The following is a 25,995-nucleotide window of genomic DNA, read 5'->3' as shown; positions in this document are numbered from 1 at the left end:
AATGCCTAATATAAATCTGCAGCTGTTCTGGCTGTCACTTCTGCAACAAAAAATTCAAGCAATCTTCTTTGTATAGATTTCTTTAATTTACAATGGGTTATCTTCATTTTTGTAGTATAGCATTCTTGATAATCTACTACAGCCCCTAAAATTATAAATTTATCCCTGAGGAGTGAATAATGTCTGTTACAGCCCCTTCTGTAGCAATTATTACATCAACAATAGGTCGTCCGCATTTAGAACGAGCTATTCTAAGTGTACAGCAACAGAGCTATGCCAATTGCAAGCACTATATTTTTGTCGATGGTCAGCAATTTTCTGCGAATGCGAAAGCGATTGTAGAGAAGTACCCACAAGTGGTAGTGACATACCTACCGATGAATACCGGTGCGAATGATTGGACAAATAGCAGTATCAATGCGATTGCCCCGTTTTTGGTTAAAGAAGATCTCATCTGTTATTTAGATGATGATAACTGGTATGAGCCTAATCATGTGGAAAACTGTGTTCGTCAGCTTACTGCACACCAATATGATTACGTTTATAGTATGCGTAACTTTGTGAATGTGGAAACCGGTAAATTGATTTGCCAAGATACATTTGAGTCAGTCGGTAAATACTACAAAATGATTGGGGATATTGATGTATCATCCGATGCTTTAGGGATTTCCGGTACGATTTGTTTAGAGCGTAAGAACCATATTGATACAAATTGTTACTGTTTAAAGCGTGAAGTTGCGATTAAAGCAAGCCAATATTGGTATTCGGGGGAATGTAATGATAACAACGTGTCTAACTGGTTATTATCATCTACTGAATATAAGGGAGATTGCACCCACACGTTCTGTGTGAATTACGCATTGGATGTGAAGCGTTTTGCAGAAGGGATTTATGCTTCTATTTCTGCTAGAGTTTCAGATGAAGTTACCGAAGCACAGAAAATAGAAATGTTAGAGGATTTTGTTTGCCATATTTCGGATTTTTATAAAAACCAATAAAAGAAAGCCAAGTAGCGATACTTGGCTTTAGTTTTATCAGACTAACGCAAAAATGCCGGAATCTTACTTTCGTAAGCTGCGATTGCATCTTCGTGTTGTAGGGTTAAGCCGATATTATCCAAACCGTTTAATAAACAATGATGGCGGAATTCATCTAACTCGAAACGGTAAACTTTGTCACCGACCGTTACCGTCATAGCTTCCAAATCAATATGGATTTGTTTACCTTCGTTCGCCCATACCCATTGGAAAATTTCTTCCACTTCTTCTTCACTTAAGCGAATCGGGAGCATATGGTTATTTAAGCTATTATTATAGAAAATGTCCGCAAAACTCGGTGCGATCATCACTTTAAAACCGTAATCGGCTAACGCCCACGGTGCGTGTTCACGTGAAGAGCCACAACCTAGATTTTTACGTGCCAGTAAAATGGTTGCCCCTTGATATTGTGGGAAATTTAACACGAAATCCGGATTTAATTGGGTTTCTTCCGCATCTAAATAACGCCATTCGTGGAATAAATGCTTACCGAAGCCGACACGAGTAATCGCTTGTAAGAACTGTTTTGGAATGATTGCGTCGGTATCCACATTTGCCGCATCAAGCGGAACGACTAAACCTGAGTGTTGTTTTAACCCTGCCATTTTTTTATCCTTAATTTAATTCCACGTGACGAATATCTACAAATTTACCGAACATTGCCGCCGCTGCCGCCATTGCCGGGCTAACTAAGTGGGTTCGACCGTTACGACCTTGGCGGCCTTCAAAGTTACGGTTAGAGGTTGAAGCACAACGTTCCCATTCGCCTAAACGGTCATCATTCATACCTAAACACATTGAACAGCCCGGATTACGCCATTCCGCGCCGGCTTCGATAAAGATCTTATCTAAGCCCTCTTTTTCTGCTTGTTCTTTCACTAAACCTGAACCCGATACAACCAATACACGTTTTACGTTATCCGCTTTTTTACGGCCTTTCATCACCGCTGCTGCCGCACGTAAGTCTTCAATACGAGAATTAGTACAAGAACCGATAAATACCTGATCCACAGGAATATCTTTCATATCGGTATTGGCTTCTAAACCAATGTATTCCAATGCTTTTTCTGCGGAGGCTTTCGTCACCGGATCCGCCATTTCTTGTGGATTTGGCACAACTTGGTCAATGCCGATAACTTGACCTGGGTTGGTTCCCCAAGTCACTTGCGGCGCAATATCTTTCGCTTCTAATACCACCACCGTGTCAAAGATCGCATCATCGTCTGATTTTAAGGTTTTCCAATATTCAACCGCATCGTCCCAGTCTTTACCTTTTGGCGCGTGTGGGCGGCCTTTTAGGTAAGCAAAAGTAGTTTCATCCGGAGCGACTAAACCGGCTTTAGCGCCGAATTCGATCGCCATATTACATACCGTCATACGACCTTCCATTGAAAGATCTTGGATCGCTTCGCCACAGAACTCCACCACGTGACCGGTACCGCCCGCCATGGTTGTTTTACCGATAATTGCAAGCACGATATCTTTTGCAGTAATGCCCAGGTTCACTTTGCCGCGAACTTCCACTTTCATACTTTTTGCACGAGCTTGTTTTAAGGTTTGAGTTGCAAGCACGTGTTCTACTTCAGAAGTACCGATACCGAAAGCTAATGCACCGAATGCACCGTGTGTTGCGGTATGTGAGTCACCGCATACGATGGTCATACCCGGTAGGGTTAAACCTTGCTCCGGACCCATTACATGGACGATACCTTGTTCTTTGGTTTGCATATCGAATAACGAAATACCGCTTACTTCACAGTTTTTCGCTAATTCTAAAACTTGAATTTTCGCCTGACCTTCTAATTGATTTACATCACGCACTTGGGTTGAAATGCTGTGGTCCATTGTGCCGAAGGTTTTACTCACTTGACGAACTTGGCGACCGGCAACACGTAAACCGTCAAATGCTTGTGGGCTTGTCACTTCATGAATTAAATGGCGGTTGATATAAAGAATCGGCGTTTCGCCTGCGGCTTCATATACAACGTGAGCATCAAATAGTTTTTCGTATAATGTTTTTGCCATGATATTGTCCAACTCTAAAATAAATATTGTGAATGCATATGAATAAATAAGCGGTCAAATTTGCTTTATTTTTTGCAAAAGCAACCGCTTGCTTATTGTTGTTAATGAATATAACGGTTAAAAAAACGAAAGTAAAACACTATTTTTATAAAAAATGGCGTTTTTTATTCTAATGAGTAAGTAAAAAAATGCCTGTTATTGAGAAAATACAGAATTTTATTCTGGGTTATTCAGTCTATATAGACGCTTATCTATGCTTTGTAACGCTTTATAGCGTGATTACCTAACTTATTTTTATTGAATAATTTGCAATAAAAGGTGATTCCTATCACAAAATGGAAAAAAAGCGAGCTGAATTAAGGTATAACGCTTTACAAAGTGATTTTTTTATTTTAAAACTTTAAAGATATATGTCTTATATATTTATTCAAACAAAGGAAATAATTATGCAAATAAAACTGACTCGCTCATTAGTAAATATCGCAATCGTACTCGGTTTATCTAGCAGCGCTTTTGCTGCAAAGGTGCCGGAAGGAACGGTTTTGGCGGAAAAACAAGAAATTATTATTAATAACGGCTCAGAGCCTGCCAGCTTTGACCCGCAAAGAATAGAAGGTGTACCGGAGTCTCAAGTCGCTTATCAGTTGTTTGAAGGGCTGATTACTAAAGATGAAGAAGGTAAATTACAAGCCGGTGTGGCAGAGAGCTGGCAAAGTTCTCCCGATTACAAAACATGGACATTTAAATTACGTCAAAACGCAAAATGGGCGAATGGAGAACCGGTAACGGCGCATGATTTTGTCTATGCGTGGCAGCGTTTAGCTAATCCATTAACCGCTTCACCTTACGCAAGTTATCTGACTTATCTACAAGTGGAAAATGCGCAAGAGATTATTGATGGCAAGAAAAAACCGGAAGAACTGGGCGTGAAAGCAGTAGATGACTATACGTTAGTGCTGTCGTTAACTAATCCGGTTCCTTACGCAAATGAGCTGACCACTCATGCATCATTATTACCGGTAAATAAAAAAGTGGTAGAACAGTTTGGCGATAGCTGGGCAAAAAAAGCGAACTTAGTTGGTAACGGCGCGTATAAATTGGTGGAACACGTTATCAATGAAAAAATCGTGTTTGAGCGCAATAGCAATTATTGGAATGATAAAGAAACCGTGATTAATAAAGCGACATATTTAGCCATTCCGAATGCAACGACCGATGTGGCTCGTTATAAAGCAGGTGATTTAGACGTAACGAATTATACGTTACCGCCGGAACAGTTTGCTAAGTTGAAAAAAGATCTTCCGGAAGAAGTTTTTACCGCAAGAACGCTTTCTACTTATTTATATGAAATGAATTTGAACAAAAAACCGTTTGATGATCTTCGAGTACGTAAAGCATTAAATTTAGCACTCGATCGTACGATTATTACCGATAAAGTGCTAGGACAAGGGCAAACACCGACTTATGTGTTTACACCGACCTATATTCACGAAGGACAAAAAATTCAATCACCTGAATATAGTCAGCAAACAATGACAGAGCGTAATGCGCAAGCGATTAAATTGTTGGAGGAGGCAGGATTCAGCAAGGCAAATCCATTGAAATTCTCAATTTTATATAACACCAATGACAACCATAAAAAAATTGCGATTGCCGCCGCTTCATTATGGAAAGCCAATACTAAAGGGCTAGTTCAAGTTGAATTAGAAAATCAAGAATGGAAAACCTATTTAGATACACGCCGTGAAGGTAAGTATGATTTAGCACGTGCAGGCTGGTCGGCAGATTATAACCAAGCAAGCACTTTCGTGACGTATTTCCTATCGGATTCAAGTAACAACAAAACAGGTTATGCAAGTAAAGCGTATGATGAAGCAGTAGCGGAATCCTACAAAGCGACGGATGCGGAAGGCAGAGCGACCGCTTATGCGAAAGCGGAAAAAGTACTGGCGGACGATTACGCTATCGTGCCGATTTATAACTATGTGAACCCACGTTTAGTCAAACCGTATGTGAAAGGCTATAGTGGTAAAGATCCACAAGATGATATTTTGTTGCGTAACTTATATATTCTTAAACATTAATCTTTATCCCCTGCTTGTCAGGGGATTGTTTTTTAAGCGGTTTGTTTTTTCTGATTTTTTGCAAAAAATTGGAAAAATTTGACCGCTTGTCGCTTATTTTTAGCGTTAATTAGAGAAGAAATGATGAAACTAGACAAACAAACCGCGCAAGCGATTGTCAAACGCACCATGCAAATTATTCCAAATTCAGTGAATGTGATGGACGAACAGGGCATTATTATTGCCTCCGGCGACCCGAGTCGCGTAGGTGAGCGTCATACCGGTGCCGTAATTGTATTACGCAGCAACCAAGCGGTTGAAATTGATGAAAAATTAGCAAAACAGTGGAACTATGAAGCGAGAGAAGGGCTAAATTTACCGATCAGATATTTAGGTAACACGATTGGCGTTATTGGTATTTCCGGCGCACCGCAGGCAGTTCGCCATTATGCGGAATTAGTTACGATGGCGGCGGAATTAATTGTTGAACAAGCGATTGTTTTGGAAACGGAACGCTGGCAGCGCCGTTATAAAGAAGAATTTATTCGCCAATTATTAAAAGGCAGCTTAAACAAGGAACAGACGGAACAACAAGCTCGCTTCTTTAATTTAAATCCGGTTCAAACATTGGCGGCGATTATTATCAAATTAAATAAACCTACTTCAGAAGATTTACAAACGGTTTTATTACATTTAGAGCAGCAGCAACCGAATGCAACAGTCGTCGTCGTGGGTTTGGATAAATTAGTGCTGCTGTTACCGGCAGAAGAATTGCTTCAACGCCAAAAACAAAAAACATTGAATCAGTTGTTTCCGTCACAAATGGCAGAAACTGATTATCGTATGGTAATCGGCTGCTTGGTAGAACATTTTGTCGAAGCGCATTTTTCTTACCAATCAGCGTTACACACCTTAGCGTATGCGGAAAATAATCATACGAAAAAGCAGATTATCTGTTTTGAAGATTATCGCTTACAGGCGCTATTAGCAGATTTTTCTCATTCGTGGCAAGCCAAAGAATTATTTACACCGGTTCAACACTTAATTTCTCAAGATGAGAAAAATGTACTGTTTAAAAGTTTGCAGCAATATTTTTTGTCAAATTGTGATCTGGTTCACGCTTCGGAAAAATTGTTTATTCATCAAAATACCTTACGTTATCGTTTAGAACGGATTGAGCAGATAACTTCTTTATCTTTCAATAAGATAGAAGATAAATTTATTCTCTATTTAGGTGCGATTTTGACGCCTTAATTTGTTGATTTTTACAATATTAGTCACAGTAAATCGCATCTTTTTGTGATTTTCACTAACGACTTTTCGTTAAAAACCCGCATAATGCCGAACAATTTATTTTTGTATTTATGTTTTTGGATTAAGGAGAACATTATGGTTGCGGTAACTGCAGTCGGTGCTGTTGTAGCACTATCAGTCGCGATAGTTTTAATCTTAAAGAAAGTGCCGCCAGCATACGGTATGTTAATCGGTGCATTGGTCGGCGGTTTAATCGGTGGTGCGGATCTGTCGCAAACCGTGAGCTTAATGATTGGTGGGGCGCAAGGGATTACCACCGCAGTAATGCGTATTTTAGCGGCAGGAGTATTAGCCGGTGTGTTAATTGAATCCGGTGCGGCAAGTACCATCGCCGAAACGATTGTGAAAAAATTAGGTGAAACCCGTGCCTTACTTGCTTTAGTGCTTTCCACTATGATTTTAACCGCTGTTGGGGTATTTGTGGACGTAGCGGTTATTACCGTTTCCCCAATTGCATTAGCGTTAGCGAAACGAGGCGATTTATCGAAACCGGCTATCTTATTAGCGATGATTGGCGGCGGTAAAGCCGGTAACATTATGTCGCCAAACCCAAATGCGATTGCTGCTTCAGACGCTTTCCATTTACCGCTCACCTCTGTAATGGCGGCAGGGATCCTTCCGGCCATTTTCGGTATTATTCTGACCTATTTTTTAGCCAAACGTCTGATCAACAAAGGTTCAAAAGTGGCAGATAATGAAGTTTCTGCAAATAATCTGCAAAATTTACCCGCTTTCCTACCGGCAATTACCGCACCGCTTTGTGCGATTATCTTATTAGCGTTACGTCCTATTGCAGATATAAAAATTGATCCACTGATCGCATTACCGTTTGGTGGCTTAGTCGGCGCGTTGGCTATGGGCAAATTAAAACAAGTGAATCAATTTGCCACTTCAGGCTTGTTAAAAATGTCACCAGTTGCCGTGATGTTATTAGGTACAGGGGCATTAGCCGGCATTATTGCCAATTCGGGTTTAAAAGATGTGTTAATTGAAGCATTAACTGCTTCGGGCTTGCCGTCTTATTTACTTGCGCCGATTTCAGGGGCGTTAATGTCACTGGCAACCGCTTCAACTACAGCGGGTACCGTGGTAGCTTCAAACGTATTTAGTGCAACCTTAATCGAATTAGGTGTAAGTGCATTGGCTGGTGCTGCAATGATTCACGCTGGTGCGACCGTATTTGATCATATGCCGCACGGCTCTTTCTTCCATGCCACTGGCGGAAGTGTCAATATGGAGATGAAAGAACGCTTAAAATTAATTCCGTATGAAACAGCAGTCGGTTTAATTATGACTCTCGTTTCAACCTTAGTATTTGGTGTGTTTAAATTATTCTAAGAGGTAAAATATGAAAATTGTTATTGCTCCAGATTCATTTAAAGAAAGTCTTACAGCACTTGAAGTGGCACAATCGATCGAAGGCGGTTTCAGACGTATTTTCCCTGATGCGCAATATATTAAAGTACCAATGGCAGACGGTGGTGAAGGTTCGGTTCAGTCATTAATTGATGCGACTAAAGGTGAGCTGCTAGAAGTTGAAGTGACTGCGCCGCTCGGTAATAAAGTGACCGGCTTTTTAGGCATTTCGGGCGATAAACAGACCGCTTTTATTGAAATGGCGGCGGCTTCCGGTTTACACCTTGTACCTTTTGAGCAACGTAATCCGCTTAAAACCACCAGTTTCGGTACCGGCGAATTAATCAAAAAAGCGTTAGATTTGGGCGTGAAGAAAATTCTGTTAGGCATTGGAGGTAGTGCAACCAATGACGGCGGTGTCGGTATGTTGCAAGCGCTCGGTGCTTCTTTCAAAAATGCAGCCGGTGAGGAAATTGGTTTTGGGGGCGAACAGCTACAACAAATCTGCCAGATTTCGTTAGAAAATTTAGAGCCTCGTTTACAAAGTGTTGAGTTTGAAGTGGCGTGTGACGTAAATAACCCGTTATGCGGTGAGCGTGGTGCTTCGGCAGTGTTTGGCCCACAAAAAGGTGCAACGCCGGAGATGATGCAAACTTTGGATAATGCGTTAGCGCATTTTGCGGATGTCGCATTAGCTCAACAGGGGATTGCGATTGCTAATCATGCCGGCACCGGTGCAGCAGGCGGTATGGGCGGCGGTTTATTATTACTGCCGAATGTGCAGCTTAAAGCAGGTGTACAAATCATTATCGAAGCGACTCGTTTGGCGGAGCATATCCAAGATGCGGATTTAGTGATTACCGGCGAGGGGCGTATGGACGCACAAAGTATTGCCGGCAAAACACCGGTTGGTGTGGCAAAAATGGCAAAACAATTTGATGTGCAGGTGATTGCGATTGTCGGTTGCTTACGAGAAGATTACAATGTAGTTTATCAGCACGGCATTGATGCGGTATTTCCGATTATTCGTCAATTAAATTCACTCGAAGAAACCTTAAAACAAGGACGAGAAAATTTGGAGTCTAGCGCAGAAAATGTCGCACGTTTAATTAAATTGAAAATGTAGAAATTGACGGAGGGCTTATACAGCAGAAACTGTTTATTGTGACCGAACACGTACAAGGTGTTGGCTTTCGATTCTTCACGATACAAGAGGCAGGGAAAATCGGCATTAAAGGTTATGTGAAAAATCGTCCTGAAGGCTCGGTGGAAGTAGTTGCCATTGGTAGCGAAGCGCAAATGGCAGCGTTCAGAAACTGGTTACAAAAAGGCCCTCCGACATCAGCAGTACGTAATTTAATTGAACAAAGTTATCAAAGCTCGGAACAATTCGAACGCTTTTAAATTCGACGCTAGCCATGGCGAATTTTGAATCAGACAAGCGGTTAAATTTGCAAAAAATCTTGTAAATTTAACCGCTTGTTATTTATTGCTCTTTGATAAGTTGTAAAACTTTAATGAATAGTTTTCTAAATAAACTCGGAATCGCTTGGTTGCCTCGTTGTTTGATTTCAGTTGAAATCGCAATCGCCAAATCCGGTTTTGATGTGTACTGAATCGCTCGTTTGATAATGGTTTTAGTCGGGTATTTATGATCTCTCGGCTGCCAACGGGCAAGACGCACAAATACTTCCCTTAGTCCTTCGTGATAGAAAAAATGTTCGATATCTTGGCGTGGAATGACGGTCAAATGTTTACTTGGGTGTTCGTTTTCCTGCAACATGCTTTTGGCAATATCGGCATATTTTTCGCCCGCTTGATCACCGTCGGTCAATACGTACCATTCAATGCCCATCGCTTTGGCGTATTTAATTAGCGGGCGTAAGCCGCATTGGGCAAATTCCACTATCCGAATTCCTTCCATTTCCAAATTAATATCCAGTAAATTTGCCAGCTCGGTTAGAATCCAAACTTCCGTTTCGCCTTCGACTAAAATCCATGCTCGAGAAAATAAAGCTAAACCTCGATTGTAGTGAATATGAAAGGTCAGTTTACGTAGGTCTTCTTTGCCCAACGAACTGTGTGCAAGCGAGAATGCCTCGGTATGATCTCGATAACGCACCAAGCGACTAATTTCATGTAACGGCACTTGAGAAAGTAATTCCATCGAATTAGTCGTGGTAATACGTTGTACCGGCAGGTAATTTACTAATTCCCAAAAGATCGCAATCATACGAGGATGTAAACGTGCTTCGAGATCTTCAAATAAAATAATCGGCTTTTCAACACGACGTAATTTTTGGCTGATCATAAACAACGAGGAAAGGTGAGTGCGCACCTTATGAGTTAGTTCTCCGCTTTGATCCTGTTTTAAACGTAAGCAAAGTGATTTGACTCTTTCCCATAGCATGGAAGTGTCTTGCATTGCATCGGCTAATTGTTGACGGCTTTTGATACTTAAAAAGTAATAGCGCAACAGTAGAGAGAGTGCCTGTAATTCGCTTTGTAGCGTATCTTGCTCATTTTCGATATGAGGAGAAAGTGTTTCAAGCGGCGAGGATTTATTTAAACGAGCATCTCTAAAACGATAAACGGGCGAGTGATTGATAATCGAAAGAATAATGTCTTCATGATTGGCAACCGTTAGCGGTTTGGCGAAGTTATTCAGAAAACAGTAGCCAGTTTCAATAACGCCATTTAGGTGTTTACCGGAAACTTGTAGATTAATACAAGGGTTGCCTTTTTCATCCGGATAAAAAAGGTGGCAATAGGGCTGATGAATATCAGCCTGACATTCGTCCTCATGTTCGGCACAGAAGGTGAACAGTAGGCGGATTTGCTCTGCCTTGGTAGTTGCATGATATTGTTGGTGGAAGTCGGATTCACTAAATTGATAAAGCTCACCGTTGATATTGAAGATATGGCTGAGCGCATCCAACAAACTGGATTTACCCCAAGCGTTTTCACCAATCAAGACCATATTCGGGCGCAATTGTAGCGTGAGCTGATTAATTCCTCGAAAGCCGCTGATTTCAATCTGTTGTAAATACATAATTCCCCTCGCTATTTACGAATCTGATAACAAGGTTTGTAAGCCTCTCCGGTCGGTAGTTTCATGCGATGTTGCTGAATAAAGCGTTGTAACAAGCGGTCGATTTTCTCCATTAATTTGCGATTGCCCTTGAGCTGAAAAGGCCCGTATTGCTCAATCATATCTTGCGTATCCGGTTTGATATTACCGGCAACAATACCCGAAAATACACGGCGTAGATTCGCCGCTAATTGCGCCGGATCTTGGTCAAAATGCAGATCAAGATTCGCCATATTTTCGTGAGTCGGAGCAAACGGCAAAATAAAAGCATCGTCAATTTTCAGTAACCAGTTAAAACTATATGAATCGGCTAGCGCTTGGCGCTGACGTTTCACTTCTTTCATTGCCTGTGCCATTTTTTGGGCGACTAAAACCGGATCATCAATGATGATTTCATATTGTTGTTGCGCTTCTTTACCAAGCGTTTCACCTATAAATTCATCAATCGCGGTGAAATAATCGGCACTTTCCGGCGGTGCGGTCAAAATTACAGGTAATTGTTGTAACTTATTAGCCGGATTGAGTTTTATACCGATGATATAAAGCAATTCTTCTAATGTACCGGGGCCGCCGGGGAAGATGACAATGCCGTGTCCCATTCGCACGAATGCTTCTAACCGTTTTTCAATATCGGGCATAATGATTAATTCGTTGACGATCGGATTCGGCGGCTCGGAGGCAATAATAGACGGCTCGGTGATTCCGATAAAACGGCTATTCTGATAACGCTGATTCGCATGACCAATCGCAGCGCCTTTCATTGGCGCTTCCATCACACCGGTACCGCAGCCGGTGACGATATTGAGTAAACGTAGCCCCAATTCGGTTCCGACTGCTCGACAATATTGGTATTCGGTTTGGTTAATTGAATGGCCGCCCCAGCAAACAATCAGATTCGGATCAGAACCAATCTCAAGCGCTTTGGCATTACGTAAAATCGAAAAGACTTGATTGGTGATATAGCGACAATCGGTTTGCGGTTGATCTTGTTTGAAATATTGAGAAAGGGCGTTTACAAAAACAATGTCACGTAATACGGCAAATAGATGATATTGAATATTGAGCATCATTTTATCGTCAACAAAAGCGGTTTCCGGCGGATTGTGCAGCTCAAGTGTTACCCCTTTTTCACGGGTAATCAGATTGATTTCAAAGTGTTGATATTGATTGAGCAGCGCACGACTGTCATCGGTGACTGCACCGGAATTCAGTACGGCAAGCGAACAATTGCGATAAAGAGAATAGAGATTGCCTTGAGCATTTTTGGTTAGCAATTCCATTTCCAAATGTGAGAGTTGGTCTAAACTGCCTTTTGGATTGACTGAGTGAGTAGTCATATTTCCCCCGAAGGATACATAAGATAAAAACATTATGCCTGCTTAGGGGGAAATAGCAAATTTAATTATTTTTGTACAAAGCTGAGCGCCTGTTCAACAACTTCAACACCAGCCCCTTGTTTGGTAGCGTTTTCACTTAAATGACGACGCCATTGGCGTGCGCCTTTACAGTTTTGGAATGCGCCTAACATATGGCGAACGATGTGGTTTAAATAAACCCCTTTTTGTGTTTGTGCTTCAATATAAGGCAACATCTTTTCCACCGCTTCACGGGCGGTGACAAGCGGTCGATTTTCACCGAAAATTTGCGAATCGATTTCACCTAACAATGACGGGTTTTGATAGGCTTCACGCCCCACCATTACGCCATCGACAAATACCAAGTGTTGTTTGATTTCATCAACAGTTTTAATGCCGCCGTTAATTGAAATATTTAAGTGCGGGAAGTCACGTTTCAGTTGATAAACACGCTCGTAATCAAGCGGTGGAATTTCACGATTTTGTTTCGGACTTAAACCGGACAACCACGCTTTGCGAGCATGAACGATAAAATCGTTACTATATGGCTGTACTTTCTCAATAAAATCACATAAGAATTCGTAGCTATCCAAGTCATCAATGCCGATACGGTGTTTAACTGTCACTGGAATTTGCACCGTATCTTGCATTGCTTTGATACAGTCTGCAACTAAATTTGCTTTTGCCATTAAACAAGCGCCAAACATCCCGTTTTGCACACGGTCGGAAGGACAGCCGACATTTAAGTTGATTTCGGCATAGCCACGTTCTTCAACTAATTTGGCACAATGTGCAAGTTGAGCCGGATCGCTGCCGCCGAGCTGTAACGCAACCGGATTTTCACTCGGATCGTATTCAAGCAGATCGTATTTTGCATGAATGATCGCCGGCGCGGTGATCATTTCGGTATAAAGCAAAGCATGTTGGCTAAATTGACGATGGAAGTAGCGACAATGACGAGTGGTCCAATCAAGCATTGGTGCAACGGAAAAACGTCCGCGGTAAAATTGATTTTGCATAAAATTGTTCACGAATAAAAATAACAAGCGGTGTTATTTAGCCGATCTTTTGTAAATTTTTTGCTAAATTTAACCGCTTGTAAAGGGATCAAAATTTCGCTCATCATACTATAAAACGCTTGTGAATTCACGGTTTTTACGTTCGGAGTACGATTTGATTATAATTAATGCAATACAATATCTAGTAGATTTTTACAAATAAACCACTAGATATTGATTTATAAATTGACAAAAATTTTTTTCTTTATAAATCAAACGACTAGCTAAAAAGCTTGTTTGTCAAGACTTGTGATACTAAAAAATTTTCCCTAAAATCCACGCCATAATTACTAATGAATAAAGATAGAGTTAACGAGTATGTCCAAAAGAAACCTTTTTGAAAAACGCTTGAACATCAAGCCATACGAATACCCTGAATTATTAGAATTTAAAGATGCAATTCGCCATTCTTACTGGTTGCATACCGAGTTCAATTTTACCGGTGATATTCAGAACTACCGTATTGATATCAATGATCACGAACGTCATGTGTTAACTCGTGCGATGTTGGCGATTTCTCAGGTGGAAGTAAACGTAAAACGTTTCTGGGGTGAACTATATCGCTATTTCCCGAAACCAGAAATGGATGATGTGGGCGGTACATTCGCCGAGTCGGAAGTTCGTCACAAAGATGCATACTCGTTTTTATTAGAAAAATTAGGCTTAAACGAAATGTTTAGCCAAATCCAAGACATTGAGCCGTTAATGAACCGTATTCGTTATATGGAATCGTTCATGAAAGATAAGGATGCAGGTAAAGGTGAATTCGTACTTTCACTCGTTTTATTCTCACTTTTCGTAGAACATATTTCATTATTCGGTCAGTTCTTAATTATGATGTCGTTCAATAAGCATAAAAACCTCTTTAAAGGGATTTCTAATGCGGTTGAAGCAACATCAAAAGAAGAAGAGATTCATGGTAAATTCGGTATTGCGTTATACGAAATTTTACGTGATGAACACAGTGAGCTTTTCACTCCGGAATTTTTTGAAGAATTAAAGACCCTATCTACTCAAGCATTTGAGGCGGAATGTGGCATTTTAGATTGGATTTTTGAAGAAGGCGACTTAAGCTTTATTAGTCGTGAAGCAGTAGAAAACTATATTCGTAGCCGTTATAACAACTCGTTAATGACGCTAGGTTTAGAGCCGCCGTACGACGTAAATCCTGAATTACTAAAAGAAACTGAGTGGTTTGATATTGAAATCTTATCGACAAAAGAAACAGATTTCTTTAACAAACGTAGTACTGATTACAGCAAAAAAATGAAGCAGATTACCGCAGATGACTTATTCTAATACTCGCCCTGATTTTGAATGGCTAAATGAAGATAGCCGCTTATTTTTACAACGTGGTTACTTACTTGAAGGAACAACCGCATTAGAGCGTATTCGTTTTATCGCTGAGCATGCGGAGCATAAACTCGGTATCGAAGGTTATGCGGATAAATTCTATCACTATATGGCTCGTGGCTATTTCTCACTTTCTTCTCCGATTTGGTCGAATTTCGGTTTAGATCGTGGTTTACCGATTTCTTGTTTTGGTAGCTACATCGGTGACTCAATTCACGAAATTATGGTGACGACCGCTGAAGTGGGGATGATGAGTAAAATCGGTGGCGGTACTTCCGCTTATTTCGGTGATATTCGTCCGCGTGGTTCGGCAATTAAAAATAACGGTAAATCAGACGGTTCATTTAACTTTAGTAAATTGTTTGATACGGTGATTGACGTTATTTCTCAAGGTACTTCGCGTAAAGGTCAATTTGCCGGTTATATCGATATCGAACATGGTGATATCGACGAATGGTTAGATATTCATACTGAAGGTAACCCAATCCAATTAATGTATTACGGCGTATGTGTCGGTCATGATTGGTTAGAATCCATGAAAGCAGGTGATCCGTATAAACGTCAACTTTGGGCAAAACTGTTACAACGTAAAACTGAAACGGGTATCCCGTATTTATTCTTTAAAGATAATGCGAATGCCGGTCGTCCGGACGTTTATAAAGATAAAAATATGACGGTACACGCTTCAAACTTATGTACCGAAATTATGCTTCCGTCAAGCAATGATGAAAGCTTCGTTTGCTGTCTTTCTTCAATGAACTTACTTTATTTTGATGAGTGGAAAGACACAGAAGCGCCGGAAGTATTAACTTATTTCTTAGACGTGGTAATGAGTGAGTTTATCGAGAAAAGTAAAGATATGCCATTCTTAGATCGTGCGCATCGCTTTGCAACTCGTCACCGTGCATTAGGTTTAGGCGTATTAGGTTGGCACAGCTACTTACAAGCGAATAATATTGCGTTTGATAGCTTCCAAGCAATGCAGAAAAACAACTTAATCTTTAAAACGTTACAAGAAAAAACCTTAAAAGCGTCACAAGAGTTAGCGAAACGTTTTGGTGAACCGGAAATCTTAAAAGGCTATGGTCGTCGTAATACTACTTTAATGAGTATTGCACCGACGAAATCAAGTAGCTTTATTTTAGGTAGCGTATCACCATCGGTTGAACCGTTTAAATCTAACTACTATGTGAAAGATTTAGCGAAAATCAAAACTGTGTATAAAAACCCGTTCTTAGAGAAATTACTCCAAGAAAAAGGTTTAGATACGGAAGAAATTTGGGAATCGATTTTACATAATGACGGTTCTGTACAGCACTTGGAACAGCTAACGGACGAAGAAAAAGAAGTATTCAAAACCTTCTCTGAAATCAGCCAGTTAAGCGTGATTCAGCAAGCGGCACAACGTCAGAAATATATCGACCAAGGTCAAAGTATTAATATTATGGTTCACCCGGCAACACCAGCACGTGATTTGAACCAGTTATACTTAACTGCAGAAGAACTTGGTTTAAAATCAATTTATTACCAATACTCAATGAGTGCGGCGCAAGTATTTAACCGTAACTTATTAAGCTGTTCTAGCTGCGAAGGTTAATTCGTTATGTATCAAAAACACCACCGTTAAGGTGGTGTTTTTATATCTGTAAGATTTCTCAGAAATTAGACCGCTTATGGTTTTTATATATTGTCATTTTATGTAAGTTTGTGTAATCTTTGTTTGGTCATATATAAAATATCAATAACAGTTAAGGAGACAATATGACTTTAAATTTAGCAAAATATGGAGTGATCGATTTACATCTACATTTAGACGGTTCCTTATCGCCTGAATGGATGATTGAATGGGCAGCTAAACAGCAAATTCAACTCCCGTCCTCTGACCCCCAAACCTTACTTCCTTTTATTTCTGTTCCCCAAGATTGTAGCGATTTAAACCAATATTTACGCTGTTTCGAATTACCCATTTCTTTGTTACAAACCCCTGAAGCGTTAGCTTCGTCCGTTACTGATGTTCTACAACGATTAGATTAAGCCGGCTTGCTTTATGCGGAGATTCGTTTTGCACCACAATTTCATACCCAAAAAGACATGGATCAAGAGCAAGTGGTACAAGCGGCAATTAAAGGTTTACAAGAAGGCTTAGCAAAAACACAGTTATTTAAAGCAAATTTAATTTTATGCTGTATGCGAGCAGCGGATAATCAGGCGGAAAATTTAGAAACTGCACGTTTAGCGCATAAATATTTAAGTAAAGGTGAAGCCGGTGTGGTGGCGGTGGATTTAGCCGGTGCGGAAGGTATCTTTCCGACAGTGAATTTTAGTGCAGAATTTGATTATGCAAATGAATTAGGTGTACCCTTTCCCCTTCATGCCGGAGAAGCGGCTGGTGCGGAAAGTGTTGAGCAAGCGCTTAATTTCGGCGCATCTCGTATTGGGCATGGAGTTCGCTCCATTCAGTCGGAAGTGGTAATGCGTAAATTGATTGGTAGTCGAACGCCGTTAGAAATGTGTCCGTGTAGTAATCTGAAAACTAAAACGGTTCAGCATTTGCAGGATTATCCGTTACGTGCTTTTTTAGAGCGAGGTGTGGTGGCAACATTAAATAGCGATAATATGACCGTTTCTCAAACGGATGTGAGAAATGAATTCCAGCTATTGGAAGCAGATTATCAGCTGACTAAAGAAGAAGCGCAGCAACTTTTATTTAATGCGATTGAAGCGGCTTTTCTCTCTAAGCAAGATAAAAAAGCTTTATTGAGCGAAATTCAACAACGTTATCCGACATTACTTTAGCAAGTGGTTAAATTTGGCTGAAAAATTGCAAAAAAAGCACGAGTAAAAACTCGTGCTTTTTTATGTTATTTAGTAGTAAGAGTGTTCGCCGTGTTGATGTTCTGTTACATCTTTCACACCGACTAATTCATCTGGGAACATGGCTAATAATTGTTTCTCGATCCCTTCTTTTAATGTCACATCTACCATTGAACAACCGTTACAACCGCCGCCGAATTGTAAGATAGCATATTTATCTTCTGTTACTTCAATTAAAGTTACTCGGCCGCCATGGCTTGCTAATTGTGGGTTTACTTGAGTTTGAATCACATAGTCTAGACGTTCGATAAAAGGTGCATCATCTGCAACTTTACGCATTTTCGCATTAGGTGCCTTTAATGTGAGCTGTGATCCCATCGGATCTGTTACATAATCAATTTCCGCTTCATCTAAGAAAGGTAAGCTAATTTCATCTACAAATGCAGAGAAACCATTATATTCAAATTGTGTATCGGTTTCTTCTACGGCATTTTGCGGGCAATAAGAAACGCCACACTCAGCATTAGGGCTGCCTGGGTTTACTACGAAAATACGGATATTGGTATTTTCTTCTTGTTGCTCTAGAAGACGGCGAAAGTGTGCTTGTGCCGCTTCAGAAATCGAAATATGAATGACTTCTTGTTGTTCCATTATTGAGTTTCCAAATTCGTTATTTAAATTGAGTAAAATCATCGGGTATTCTACGCCTTACAGGCGGTTTTTTCTACTCAAAATTTTGCAATTACCAATTGTTACAAACTTTGCAAAAAGTTTAGAAAATTTGACCGCTTGTTTGGCGCCGAAACACTGAAATATGGATTACCCCTTTAGAGGTAAAGGTTAAAAAATTGTCTAATAAATATTGATTTATTTCAAATATTCAAGGGCTAACGGCTTAAAATCGTGTGTTTTTGTGGAAAGTTAGCTCGTTTTTAAGGTAAAATACCTCGTTTATTTTAGCTTGTGAATTAATTCCAAGATAAAACCTAGATTTGAGAACTTAATGTAACTTTTTAGAAACAAGTGGGGGAATTCGTTTGTTTTTAAATCAGCGTTACGGCTCAAGAGAAGCGATTGCGATTTTTTCGTAATCTTTTTTTTAACCCAACAAAAAGTAGTGCAAACAATATGATTACAATCAAAAAAGGCTTGGATTTACCTATCGCAGGTACGCCGGCACAAGTAATCCATAACGGCAATACCGTTAATGAAGTTGCGATGCTTGGTGAAGAATATGTGGGTATGCGTCCTTCAATGAAAGTTCGTGAAGGCGATGTAGTGAAAAAAGGTCAGGTACTTTTTGAAGATAAAAAGAACCCTGGCGTAGTATTTACAGCCCCAGCAAGCGGTACGGTAGTAACGATTAACCGTGGTGAAAAACGTGTTCTTCAATCAGTCGTGATTAAAGTTGAGGGTGATGAGCAAATTACCTTTAAGAGCTATGAAGCTGCGCAATTAGCCTCTTTATCAGCGGAACAAGTAAGAACAAATCTTGTTGAATCGGGTTTATGGACAGCATTCCGTACTCGTCCGTTCAGCAAAGTTCCTGCAGTTGATGCAACTCCAGCATCAATTTTCGTTAATGCAATGGATACTAATCCGTTAAGCGCTGATCCGACTGTGATCATTAACGAATACAAAAATGATTTCGAACACGGTTTAACGGTCTTAACTCGTTTAGGCGTGAAAGTGAATTTAGTGAAAGCAGCTGGTGCGAATGTTCCTTCAGTTAGCGGTGTAAATGTACACGAATTTGCGGGTCGTCACCCGGCAGGTTTAGTGGGTACTCACATTCACTTTATTGATCCGGTAGGTTTAACGAAAACCGTATGGCATTTAAATTATCAAGATGTAATCGCAATCGGTAAATTATTCACAAGTGGTGAATTGTTTACTGACCGTGTTGTTGCGCTTGCTGGTCCGCAAGTAAAAACACCACGTTTAGTACGTACTCGTCTTGGTGCAAGCCTTTCACAATTAACGGCAAATGAACTCAATGCGGGTGAAAACCGTGTGATTTCAGGTTCAGTGTTAAGTGGTGCAACGGCAACAGGTCCTGTTAACTACTTAGGTCGTTATGCGTTACAAGTTTCTGTACTTGCAGAAGGCCATGAGAAAGAATTATTCGGTTGGATTATGCCAGGTTCGGATAAATTCTCTATCACTCGTACCGTATTAGGTCACTTCAGCAAAAAATTATTTAACTTCACAACTGCAGTTCACGGTGGTGAGCGTGCAATGGTGCCAATCGGTGCATATGAGCGTGTAATGCCGTTAGATATTATTCCTACGTTATTACTTCGTGACTTAGCGGCCGGCGATACTGATTCTGCGCAAAACTTAGGTTGCTTAGAGCTAGATGAAGAAGATTTAGCGTTATGTACTTATGTTTGCCCAGGTAAAAACAACTACGGTCCGATGTTACGTGCTGCGTTAGATAAGATCGAGAAGGAAGGTTAATAAAATGGGTTTAAAAAATCTTTTTGAAAAGATGGAACCTGCGTTTCACAAAGGTGGAAAATATGAGAAATGGTACACGCTTTTTGAAGCGACATATACCATTCTTTATACACCGGGTACTGTGACTCGTAAAGATTCACACGTACGTGATGCGTTAGATTCTAAACGTATGATGATTATCGTATGGTTAGCGTTATTCCCGGCAATGTTCTGGGGGATGTATAACGTGGGTGCGCAAGCAATTCTTGCAACAAGCCATTTAGGTACATTAGCGGATTCAATCGCAAATAACTGGCATTACGGTTTTTCAGATGCATTAGGTGCAACACTAACCGCTGATGCAGGCTGGGGCAGTAAAATGCTTCTCGGTGCAACGTATTTCCTTCCTATCTACTTAACAGTTTTCCTTGTAGGTGGTTTCTGGGAAGTCGTATTTGCAATGGTGCGTAAGCATGAAATTAACGAAGGTTTCTTTGTTACTTCTATCTTATTAGCGTTAATCGTTCCACCAACATTGCCATTATGGCAAGCGGCGCTTGCTACAACCTTTGGTGTTGTGGTTGCGAAAGAAGTGTTTGGCGGTGTAGGTAAAAACTTTATGAACCCAGCATTAGCGGGTCGTGCGTTCTTATTCTTCGCTTATCCGGCACAGATTTCAGGTGACTTAGTGTGGACTGCTGCGGATGGCTTCTCTGGTGCAACAGCGCTTTCACAATGGGCACAAGGTGGTCAAGGTGCGCTTAAACACGCAGTAACCGGTCAAGAAATTACTTGGATGGATGCTTTCTTAGGTAACATTCCTGGTTCAATCGGTGAAGTGTCAACGCTTATGCTAATGATTGGTGCGGCAATTATCGTGTTCACACGTATTGCTTCATGGCGCATTATCGCTGGCGTATTTGTTGGTATGGCGGCAACAGCAACCGTATTTAATTTAATCGGTTCAGACACAAATCCACTATTCTCAATGCCATGGCATTGGCACTTAGTGTTAGGCGGTTTCGCATTAGGTATGTTCTTCATGGCAACAGACCCTGTATCAGCGGCATTTACTAATAAAGGTAAATGGTGGTACGGTGCGTTAATCGGTGTGATGTGTGTTGTTATCCGTGTAGCAAACCCGGCATATCCTGAAGGTATGATGTTAGCAATCTTATTCGCTAACTTATTTGCTCCGATCTTCGACTACTTAGTAGTTCAAGGCAACATCAAACGTAGAAAAGCGAAGGCGGCATAAAAATGGCTAAATTTAATAAAGATAGCGTAGGCGGTACTTTAACCGTTGTTGTGTTATTAAGTTTAATCTGTTCTCTTATCGTAGCGGGTGCGGCAGTATTGCTTAAACCTACGCAAGATATTCAGAAAGTGCTTGATAAACAAAAGAACATTTTACAAGCAGCAGGTTTAATGCAGCCAAATACAAACGTGCAAGAAACCTATGCGAAATTCATCGAACCTAAAATCGTTGATTTAGCGACCGGTGATTATGTTGAAGGCGTAACAAACTTTGATGCGAAAGCAGCGGCGAAAGATCCTGCACAAAACGTAGCGATCAATCCGACTGATGATAAAGCGAACATCAAAGTACGTGCTAAATATGCGGAAGTTTATTTAGTAAAAGACGAAGTGGGTAAAGTAAGCCAAGTAGTACTTCCTATGTACGGTAACGGTTTATGGTCAATTATGTACGGCTTTGTTGCGGTTCAACCTGATGCGAACACTGTAAATGGTATTACTTACTATGAACAAGGTGAAACTGCGGGGCTTGGCGGCGAAATCGCTAACCCTAACTGGCAGAAAAACTTTGTAGGTAAGAAATTATTCAACGCAAACAATGAAGTGGCATTAACCGTAGGTAAAGGTGCTTCAGCAGATAAAGATCACGGTATTGATGGTTTATCTGGTGCGACATTAACTTCAAACGGTGTTGACGGCTCATTCAAATATTGGTTCGGTGCTAACGGTTTCGGTCCATATTTAGCGAAATTCAAAGCAGCAATGGGAGCTAACTAATGGCGAGTAACAATCTTAAAAAGTTATTGTTATCTCCAATCGCGGATAACAACCCGATCGCATTACAGATCTTAGGTATCTGTTCTGCATTAGCGGTAACTACTCAGTTACAAACTGCGGTAGTAATGGCGATTGCAGTAAGTTTAGTTACTGCTTTCTCTAGTATGTTTATTTCAATGATTCGTAACTTTATTCCTAATAGTATTCGTATCATTGTGCAAATGGCTATCATTGCATCACTTGTAATCTTAGTTGACCAAATTTTACGTGCGTATGCATATGACTTATCAAAACAGCTTTCTGTATTCGTAGGTCTTATCATTACTAACTGTATCGTAATGGGTCGTGCTGAAGCATTTGCAATGAAATCAGGTCCGGTAGAAAGTTTCGTTGACGGTATCGGTAACGGTTTAGGTTACGGTGCGATGTTAATCATCGTAGCATTTTTCCGTGAACTAATCGGTTCAGGTAAAATCTTCGGTATTACCGTATTAGAAACTGTTCAAAACGGCGGTTGGTATCAAGCAAACGGTTTATTCTTATTAGCGCCAAGTGCGTTCTTCATCATCGGTTTTGTGATTTGGGGAATTCGTACCTGGAAACCAGAGCAAGTGGAGAAATAAGATGGAACATTATTTAAGTCTATTTGTTAAGTCTGTATTCATTGAGAATATGGCACTTTCTTTCTTCCTTGGTATGTGTACATTCCTTGCGGTGTCTAAGAAAGTTTCAACTGCTTTTGGTTTAGGTATTGCGGTAATCGTAGTATTAGGTATTGCGGTACCGGCTAACCAATTAGTTTATACACACGTATTAAAAGACGGCGCACTTGTTGAAGGTGTTGATTTAAGTTTCTTAAACTTCATCACGTTCATCGGTGTGATTGCAGCACTTGTTCAAATCTTAGAAATGATTTTGGATAAGTTCTTCCCAGCGTTATATAGCGCATTAGGTATCTTCTTACCGTTGATTACCGTAAACTGTGCGATCTTTGGTGGTGTATCATTCATGGTTCAACGTGAATACAACTTCACGGAGTCTGTAGTTTATGGTATCGGTGCTGGTACGGGCTGGATGTTAGCAATCGTTGCGCTTGCAGGTTTAACTGAAAAAATGAAATATTCTGATGTTCCGGCAGGTTTACGTGGTTTAGGTATTACCTTTATCACTGTTGGCTTAATGGCGTTAGGCTTCATGTCATTCTCAGGCATTCAATTATAAGGAGCATATCGTGGATAGTAATTTTATTTTCGGTATTATCGCATTTACTGCTCTTGTATTAGTGCTTGCGGTGATCATTCTTTTCGCTAAATCAAAATTAGTCGATTCAGGTGATATTACCATCTCAATCAACAACGATCCGGAAAAAGGCATTACGCTTCCGGCAGGTGGTAAATTACTTGGTGCTTTAGCGAGTAAAGGTATTTTCGTATCGTCAGCTTGTGGTGGCGGTGGCTCATGTGGTCAATGTAAAGTACAAGTAAAATCTGGCGGTGGTGAAATTCTTCCAACCGAGTTATCGCACATTTCTAAGAAAGAAGCGAAAGAAGGTTGGCGTTTAGCGTGTCAGGTAAACGTAAAATCTTCAATGGATGTTGAACTTCCAGAAGAAATCTTTGGTGTGAAAAAATGGGAATGTACCGTTATTTCTAACGATAACAAAGCAACCTTCATCAAAGAGCTTAAACTTCAAATTCCTGAAGGCGAAGAAGTGCCTTTCCGTGCGGGTGGTTATATCCAAATTGAAGCGGAACCTCATACAGTTAATTATAAAGACTTCGATATTCCGAAAGAGTATCACGAAGACTGGGATAAATTTAACTTATGGCGTTATGTGTCAAAAGTGGACGAACATATTATTCGTGCTTACTCAATGGCTTCATATCCGGAAGAGAAAGGCATTATTATGCTAAACGTGCGTATTGCAACGCCTCCACCACGTAATCCGGATGTTCCACCGGGTCAAATGTCTTCATACATTTGGTCATTAAAAGCAGGTGATAAAGTAACGATTTCTGGTCCGTTCGGTGAATTCTTCGCGAAAGATACTGACAACGAAATGGTATTTATCGGTGGTGGTGCTGGTATGGCGCCAATGCGTTCACATATCTTTGACCAATTAAAACGTTTAAAATCTAAACGTAAAATGTCATTCTGGTATGGTGCTCGTTCTAAACGTGAAATCTTCTATCAAGAAGACTTTGACCAATTAGCGGTTGAAAACGATAACTTCGTATGGCACGTAGCACTTTCAGATGCATTGCCGGAAGATAACTGGACAGGTTACACAGGCTTTATTCACAACGTACTTTATGAGAACTATCTGAAAAATCATGAAGCACCGGAAGACTGTGAATACTATATGTGTGGTCCACCAGTGATGAATGCAGCGGTAATCGGTATGCTAAAGAGCTTAGGTGTTGAAGATGAAAACATCTTATTAGATGACTTCGGTGGTTAATACCAAATAGAACACAGAGAGGGTAAATGCTCTCTGATTTACAAGCGGTGTGATTTGCAAAGTTTTTTGTAAATCACGCCGCTTGACGTGCTTTAAATTATTAGTGAAAAAGTTTGTTTCTACAGTCTTTTTCAATAGTAATTTAAATTTATAAGGGTAAGCTGAATGGCTTACCTAGAAATCGTACCTACTAAAATAATAAAGAGGTTTAATTTGAAACTTAAATCGATTTTAACTTTTGCAATGTCAGCGATTTTGTTAACTGCTTGCAATAAAACGCCAGAGCAAATTACCTTACAAGGTAAAACGATGGGCACAACCTATACGGTAAAATATATTGATGACGGTAAAGTTGCGCAGTTGGAGGCACCGAATGAAGTGCAGAAGCAATTGGACAGTTTATTGAAAACTGTTAATGATGAAATGTCTACCTACCAACAAGATTCGCAAATCAGTCGCTTTAATGCAATGCAAGAGGTTAATAAATCGGTTGAAATTTCACCTGATTTTGCAAAAGTTGTGAATGAAGCAATCCGATTAAATAAAGTGACTGAAGGAGCGTTAGATGTTACTGTTGGGTCTTTAGTTAACTTATGGGGGTTCGGGCCGGACAAACGTTTAAATAAAGTCCCTTCAGCAGAACAGATTACCGAACGAGCAGCGGCAGTTGGCATTGAAAAGTTAACATTAACCGGTAGTAATAAATCTTTATTAGCAAAATCTGTACCGAATCTTTATTTAGATCTTTCTTCTATCGCAAAAGGTTTTGGTGTAGATAAGTTAGCGGAACATCTCGAAAGCCTCGGTTTAACCAATTACTTAGTGGAAATCGGTGGTGAGTTGCGTGGTAAAGGGAAAAATTTACAAGGTGTTGATTGGCGTATTGCGATTGAGCAGCCTACACTAGCGCAAGGACAAGCGGCACAGATTACCGTTCCATTACATAATCTGGGGATGGCGACTTCCGGTAATTACCGCAATTATTTCGAAGATGAACAAGGTAATCGTCTTTCGCATATTATTAATCCGAAAGAACTGCGTCCGGTTAACCATAAATTAGCCTCGATTACCGTATTTGCTCCAACAACAATGACAGCAGACGGTTTATCAACAGGTTTATTCGTATTAGGGCCAGAAAAAGCACTTGAAGTCGCTGAACGTGAAAAGTTGGCGGTTTTCCTGATTATTAAGAATGGCGAAGCATTTGAAACTAAAATGTCGAGCGAATTTGAAAAATTAATTAACCAAAAATAATTGGAGTAAACAATGGAAACATTATTAATTACTTTCGGCTTTTTTATCGCTGTAATTTTTGCAATGTCGATTGGTTTTATCGTAAAAGGAAAAACAATCAAAGGCAGTTGCGGTGGTATTACTGCATTAGGTATGAAAAAAATGTGTGACTGTGAAGAGCCTTGTGACAATCTGAAAGCAAAAATGGCGGATGGTACGGCTGATCCTGAAGAGGTTGCACGCTTCAGTAAAGAACCGCAATTTTATGAAGTAAAATAAAAATATAAAGGACATATATCCCTCTCCCCTTGTGGTAGAGGGACAGATTTTTCTTTGTATAAAAGAAAAATCAGGGAGAGGGG

The 25,995-nt window shown here is 40.3% G+C and carries 22 protein-coding genes and 2 pseudogenes; 17 read left to right on the top strand and 7 right to left on the bottom strand.

Features of this window, described 5'->3' with window-relative positions:
- Positions 1-11: 11 nt before the first annotated feature.
- Positions 12-107 (bottom strand): annotated as a pseudogene (locus HMPREF0027_RS12015) (IS1595 family transposase); the annotation flags it as partial.
- Between the two features lie 72 nt (positions 108-179).
- On the opposite strand from HMPREF0027_RS12015, the gene HMPREF0027_RS08330 reads away from it, so the two are divergent.
- Positions 180-998 (top strand): glycosyltransferase family 2 protein, encoded by an 819-nt coding sequence (locus tag HMPREF0027_RS08330; protein WP_005624141.1) that lies wholly within the window; start codon positions 180-182, stop codon positions 996-998.
- 41 nt (positions 999-1,039) lie between these two features.
- On the opposite strand, the gene leuD is transcribed toward HMPREF0027_RS08330, so the two are convergent.
- Positions 1,040-1,642, bottom strand: coding sequence for a 3-isopropylmalate dehydratase small subunit (leuD, locus tag HMPREF0027_RS08325; protein ID WP_005624139.1), 603 nt, complete (start codon positions 1,640-1,642; stop codon positions 1,040-1,042).
- Between the two features lie 10 nt (positions 1,643-1,652).
- The gene (leuC, locus tag HMPREF0027_RS08320) at positions 1,653-3,062 is read right to left on the bottom strand and encodes a 3-isopropylmalate dehydratase large subunit (RefSeq protein ID WP_005624136.1); all 1,410 of its coding nucleotides are present in this window, start codon (positions 3,060-3,062) and stop codon (positions 1,653-1,655) included.
- Between the two features lie 446 nt (positions 3,063-3,508).
- Between leuC and HMPREF0027_RS08315 the strand changes: the two genes are divergently transcribed.
- The 5 genes from HMPREF0027_RS08315 to HMPREF0027_RS08295 all read left to right on the top strand — a co-directional run bounded on the left by HMPREF0027_RS08315 (position 3,509) and on the right by HMPREF0027_RS08295 (position 9,199).
- Entirely contained in the window at positions 3,509-5,146 is a 1,638-nt protein-coding gene (locus tag HMPREF0027_RS08315) for an ABC transporter substrate-binding protein (RefSeq protein ID WP_044024481.1), read from the top strand.
- Between the two features lie 123 nt (positions 5,147-5,269).
- Positions 5,270-6,379: a CdaR family transcriptional regulator gene (locus HMPREF0027_RS08310; RefSeq protein WP_044024533.1), complete on the top strand. Its 1,110-nt coding sequence runs from the start codon at positions 5,270-5,272 to the stop codon at positions 6,377-6,379.
- A 135-nt stretch (positions 6,380-6,514) separates the two neighbouring features.
- Complete coding sequence (locus HMPREF0027_RS08305) at positions 6,515-7,777, top strand: GntP family permease (protein ID WP_044024480.1); 1,263 nt, start codon at positions 6,515-6,517, stop codon at positions 7,775-7,777.
- 10 nt (positions 7,778-7,787) lie between these two features.
- Positions 7,788-8,921, top strand: a complete 1,134-nt coding sequence (locus tag HMPREF0027_RS08300) for a glycerate kinase (RefSeq protein ID WP_005624124.1) — start codon at positions 7,788-7,790, stop codon at positions 8,919-8,921.
- A gap of 17 nt (positions 8,922-8,938) precedes the next feature.
- Positions 8,939-9,199: an acylphosphatase gene (locus HMPREF0027_RS08295; RefSeq protein WP_044024479.1), complete on the top strand. Its 261-nt coding sequence runs from the start codon at positions 8,939-8,941 to the stop codon at positions 9,197-9,199.
- An 82-nt stretch (positions 9,200-9,281) separates the two neighbouring features.
- Here HMPREF0027_RS08295 and HMPREF0027_RS08290 read toward each other — a convergent pair whose 3' ends face one another.
- The 3 genes from HMPREF0027_RS08290 to dusA all read right to left on the bottom strand — a co-directional run bounded on the left by HMPREF0027_RS08290 (position 9,282) and on the right by dusA (position 13,260).
- Positions 9,282-10,847 (bottom strand): DUF2813 domain-containing protein, encoded by a 1,566-nt coding sequence (locus HMPREF0027_RS08290; protein WP_005624118.1) that lies wholly within the window; start codon positions 10,845-10,847, stop codon positions 9,282-9,284.
- 11 nt (positions 10,848-10,858) lie between these two features.
- On the bottom strand, positions 10,859-12,223 hold the full coding sequence (ppnN, locus tag HMPREF0027_RS08285) for a nucleotide 5'-monophosphate nucleosidase PpnN (RefSeq protein WP_044024532.1): 1,365 nt from the start codon (positions 12,221-12,223) through the stop codon (positions 10,859-10,861).
- Between the two features lie 65 nt (positions 12,224-12,288).
- Positions 12,289-13,260 carry a tRNA dihydrouridine(20/20a) synthase DusA gene (gene dusA / locus HMPREF0027_RS08280; RefSeq protein ID WP_005624112.1) on the bottom strand — a complete coding sequence of 324 codons (972 nt, stop codon included), beginning with the start codon at positions 13,258-13,260 and terminating at the stop codon, positions 12,289-12,291.
- 357 nt (positions 13,261-13,617) lie between these two features.
- Between dusA and HMPREF0027_RS08275 the strand changes: the two genes are divergently transcribed.
- The 3 genes and pseudogenes from HMPREF0027_RS08275 (at position 13,618) to add (ending at position 17,448) form a co-directional block, all read left to right on the top strand.
- On the top strand, positions 13,618-14,598 hold the full coding sequence (locus HMPREF0027_RS08275) for a ribonucleotide-diphosphate reductase subunit beta (RefSeq protein WP_005624106.1): 981 nt from the start codon (positions 13,618-13,620) through the stop codon (positions 14,596-14,598).
- Positions 14,585-16,249: a ribonucleoside-diphosphate reductase subunit alpha gene (locus tag HMPREF0027_RS08270; protein WP_005624104.1), complete on the top strand. Its 1,665-nt coding sequence runs from the start codon at positions 14,585-14,587 to the stop codon at positions 16,247-16,249. The genes HMPREF0027_RS08275 and HMPREF0027_RS08270 overlap by 14 nt, the downstream gene beginning before the upstream one ends.
- Before the next feature lie 164 nt (positions 16,250-16,413).
- A pseudogene (gene add, locus HMPREF0027_RS08265) lies at positions 16,414-17,448 on the top strand (adenosine deaminase).
- A 69-nt stretch (positions 17,449-17,517) separates the two neighbouring features.
- Here the strand turns inward: add and nfuA are convergent.
- Positions 17,518-18,117 carry a Fe-S biogenesis protein NfuA gene (nfuA, locus tag HMPREF0027_RS08260; RefSeq protein ID WP_044024478.1) on the bottom strand — a complete coding sequence of 200 codons (600 nt, stop codon included), beginning with the start codon at positions 18,115-18,117 and terminating at the stop codon, positions 17,518-17,520.
- 477 nt (positions 18,118-18,594) lie between these two features.
- Between nfuA and HMPREF0027_RS08255 the strand changes: the two genes are divergently transcribed.
- The 8 genes from HMPREF0027_RS08255 (at position 18,595) to nqrM (ending at position 25,912) form a co-directional block, all read left to right on the top strand.
- Positions 18,595-19,926, top strand: coding sequence for a Na(+)-translocating NADH-quinone reductase subunit A (locus HMPREF0027_RS08255; protein ID WP_005624094.1), 1,332 nt, complete (start codon positions 18,595-18,597; stop codon positions 19,924-19,926).
- 4 nt (positions 19,927-19,930) lie between these two features.
- Entirely contained in the window at positions 19,931-21,163 is a 1,233-nt protein-coding gene (locus tag HMPREF0027_RS08250) for an NADH:ubiquinone reductase (Na(+)-transporting) subunit B (RefSeq protein WP_005624092.1), read from the top strand.
- A 2-nt stretch (positions 21,164-21,165) separates the two neighbouring features.
- Entirely contained in the window at positions 21,166-21,939 is a 774-nt protein-coding gene (locus tag HMPREF0027_RS08245) for a Na(+)-translocating NADH-quinone reductase subunit C (protein ID WP_005624090.1), read from the top strand.
- Positions 21,939-22,562 carry an NADH:ubiquinone reductase (Na(+)-transporting) subunit D gene (locus tag HMPREF0027_RS08240; RefSeq protein ID WP_005624087.1) on the top strand — a complete coding sequence of 208 codons (624 nt, stop codon included), beginning with the start codon at positions 21,939-21,941 and terminating at the stop codon, positions 22,560-22,562. The genes HMPREF0027_RS08245 and HMPREF0027_RS08240 overlap by 1 nt, the downstream gene beginning before the upstream one ends.
- Position 22,563: 1 nt before the next feature.
- Complete coding sequence (nqrE, locus tag HMPREF0027_RS08235; RefSeq protein WP_005624085.1) at positions 22,564-23,160, top strand: NADH:ubiquinone reductase (Na(+)-transporting) subunit E; 597 nt, start codon at positions 22,564-22,566, stop codon at positions 23,158-23,160.
- A gap of 10 nt (positions 23,161-23,170) precedes the next feature.
- Positions 23,171-24,400 carry an NADH:ubiquinone reductase (Na(+)-transporting) subunit F gene (gene nqrF, locus HMPREF0027_RS08230; RefSeq protein WP_005624083.1) on the top strand — a complete coding sequence of 410 codons (1,230 nt, stop codon included), beginning with the start codon at positions 23,171-23,173 and terminating at the stop codon, positions 24,398-24,400.
- A 213-nt stretch (positions 24,401-24,613) separates the two neighbouring features.
- Positions 24,614-25,654 (top strand): FAD:protein FMN transferase, encoded by a 1,041-nt coding sequence (locus HMPREF0027_RS08225; protein ID WP_044024477.1) that lies wholly within the window; start codon positions 24,614-24,616, stop codon positions 25,652-25,654.
- A gap of 12 nt (positions 25,655-25,666) precedes the next feature.
- Entirely contained in the window at positions 25,667-25,912 is a 246-nt protein-coding gene (gene nqrM / locus HMPREF0027_RS08220) for a (Na+)-NQR maturation NqrM (protein WP_005595875.1), read from the top strand.
- The last annotated feature ends 83 nt before the right edge of the window (positions 25,913-25,995 follow it).

It is taken from the genome of Actinobacillus ureae ATCC 25976 (assembly GCF_000188255.1).
Taxonomy (GTDB): Bacteria; Pseudomonadota; Gammaproteobacteria; order Enterobacterales; family Pasteurellaceae; genus Actinobacillus; species Actinobacillus ureae.
Note: the sequence above shows the minus strand (reverse complement) of the source record. Positions and strands in the feature narration are given on the sequence as shown.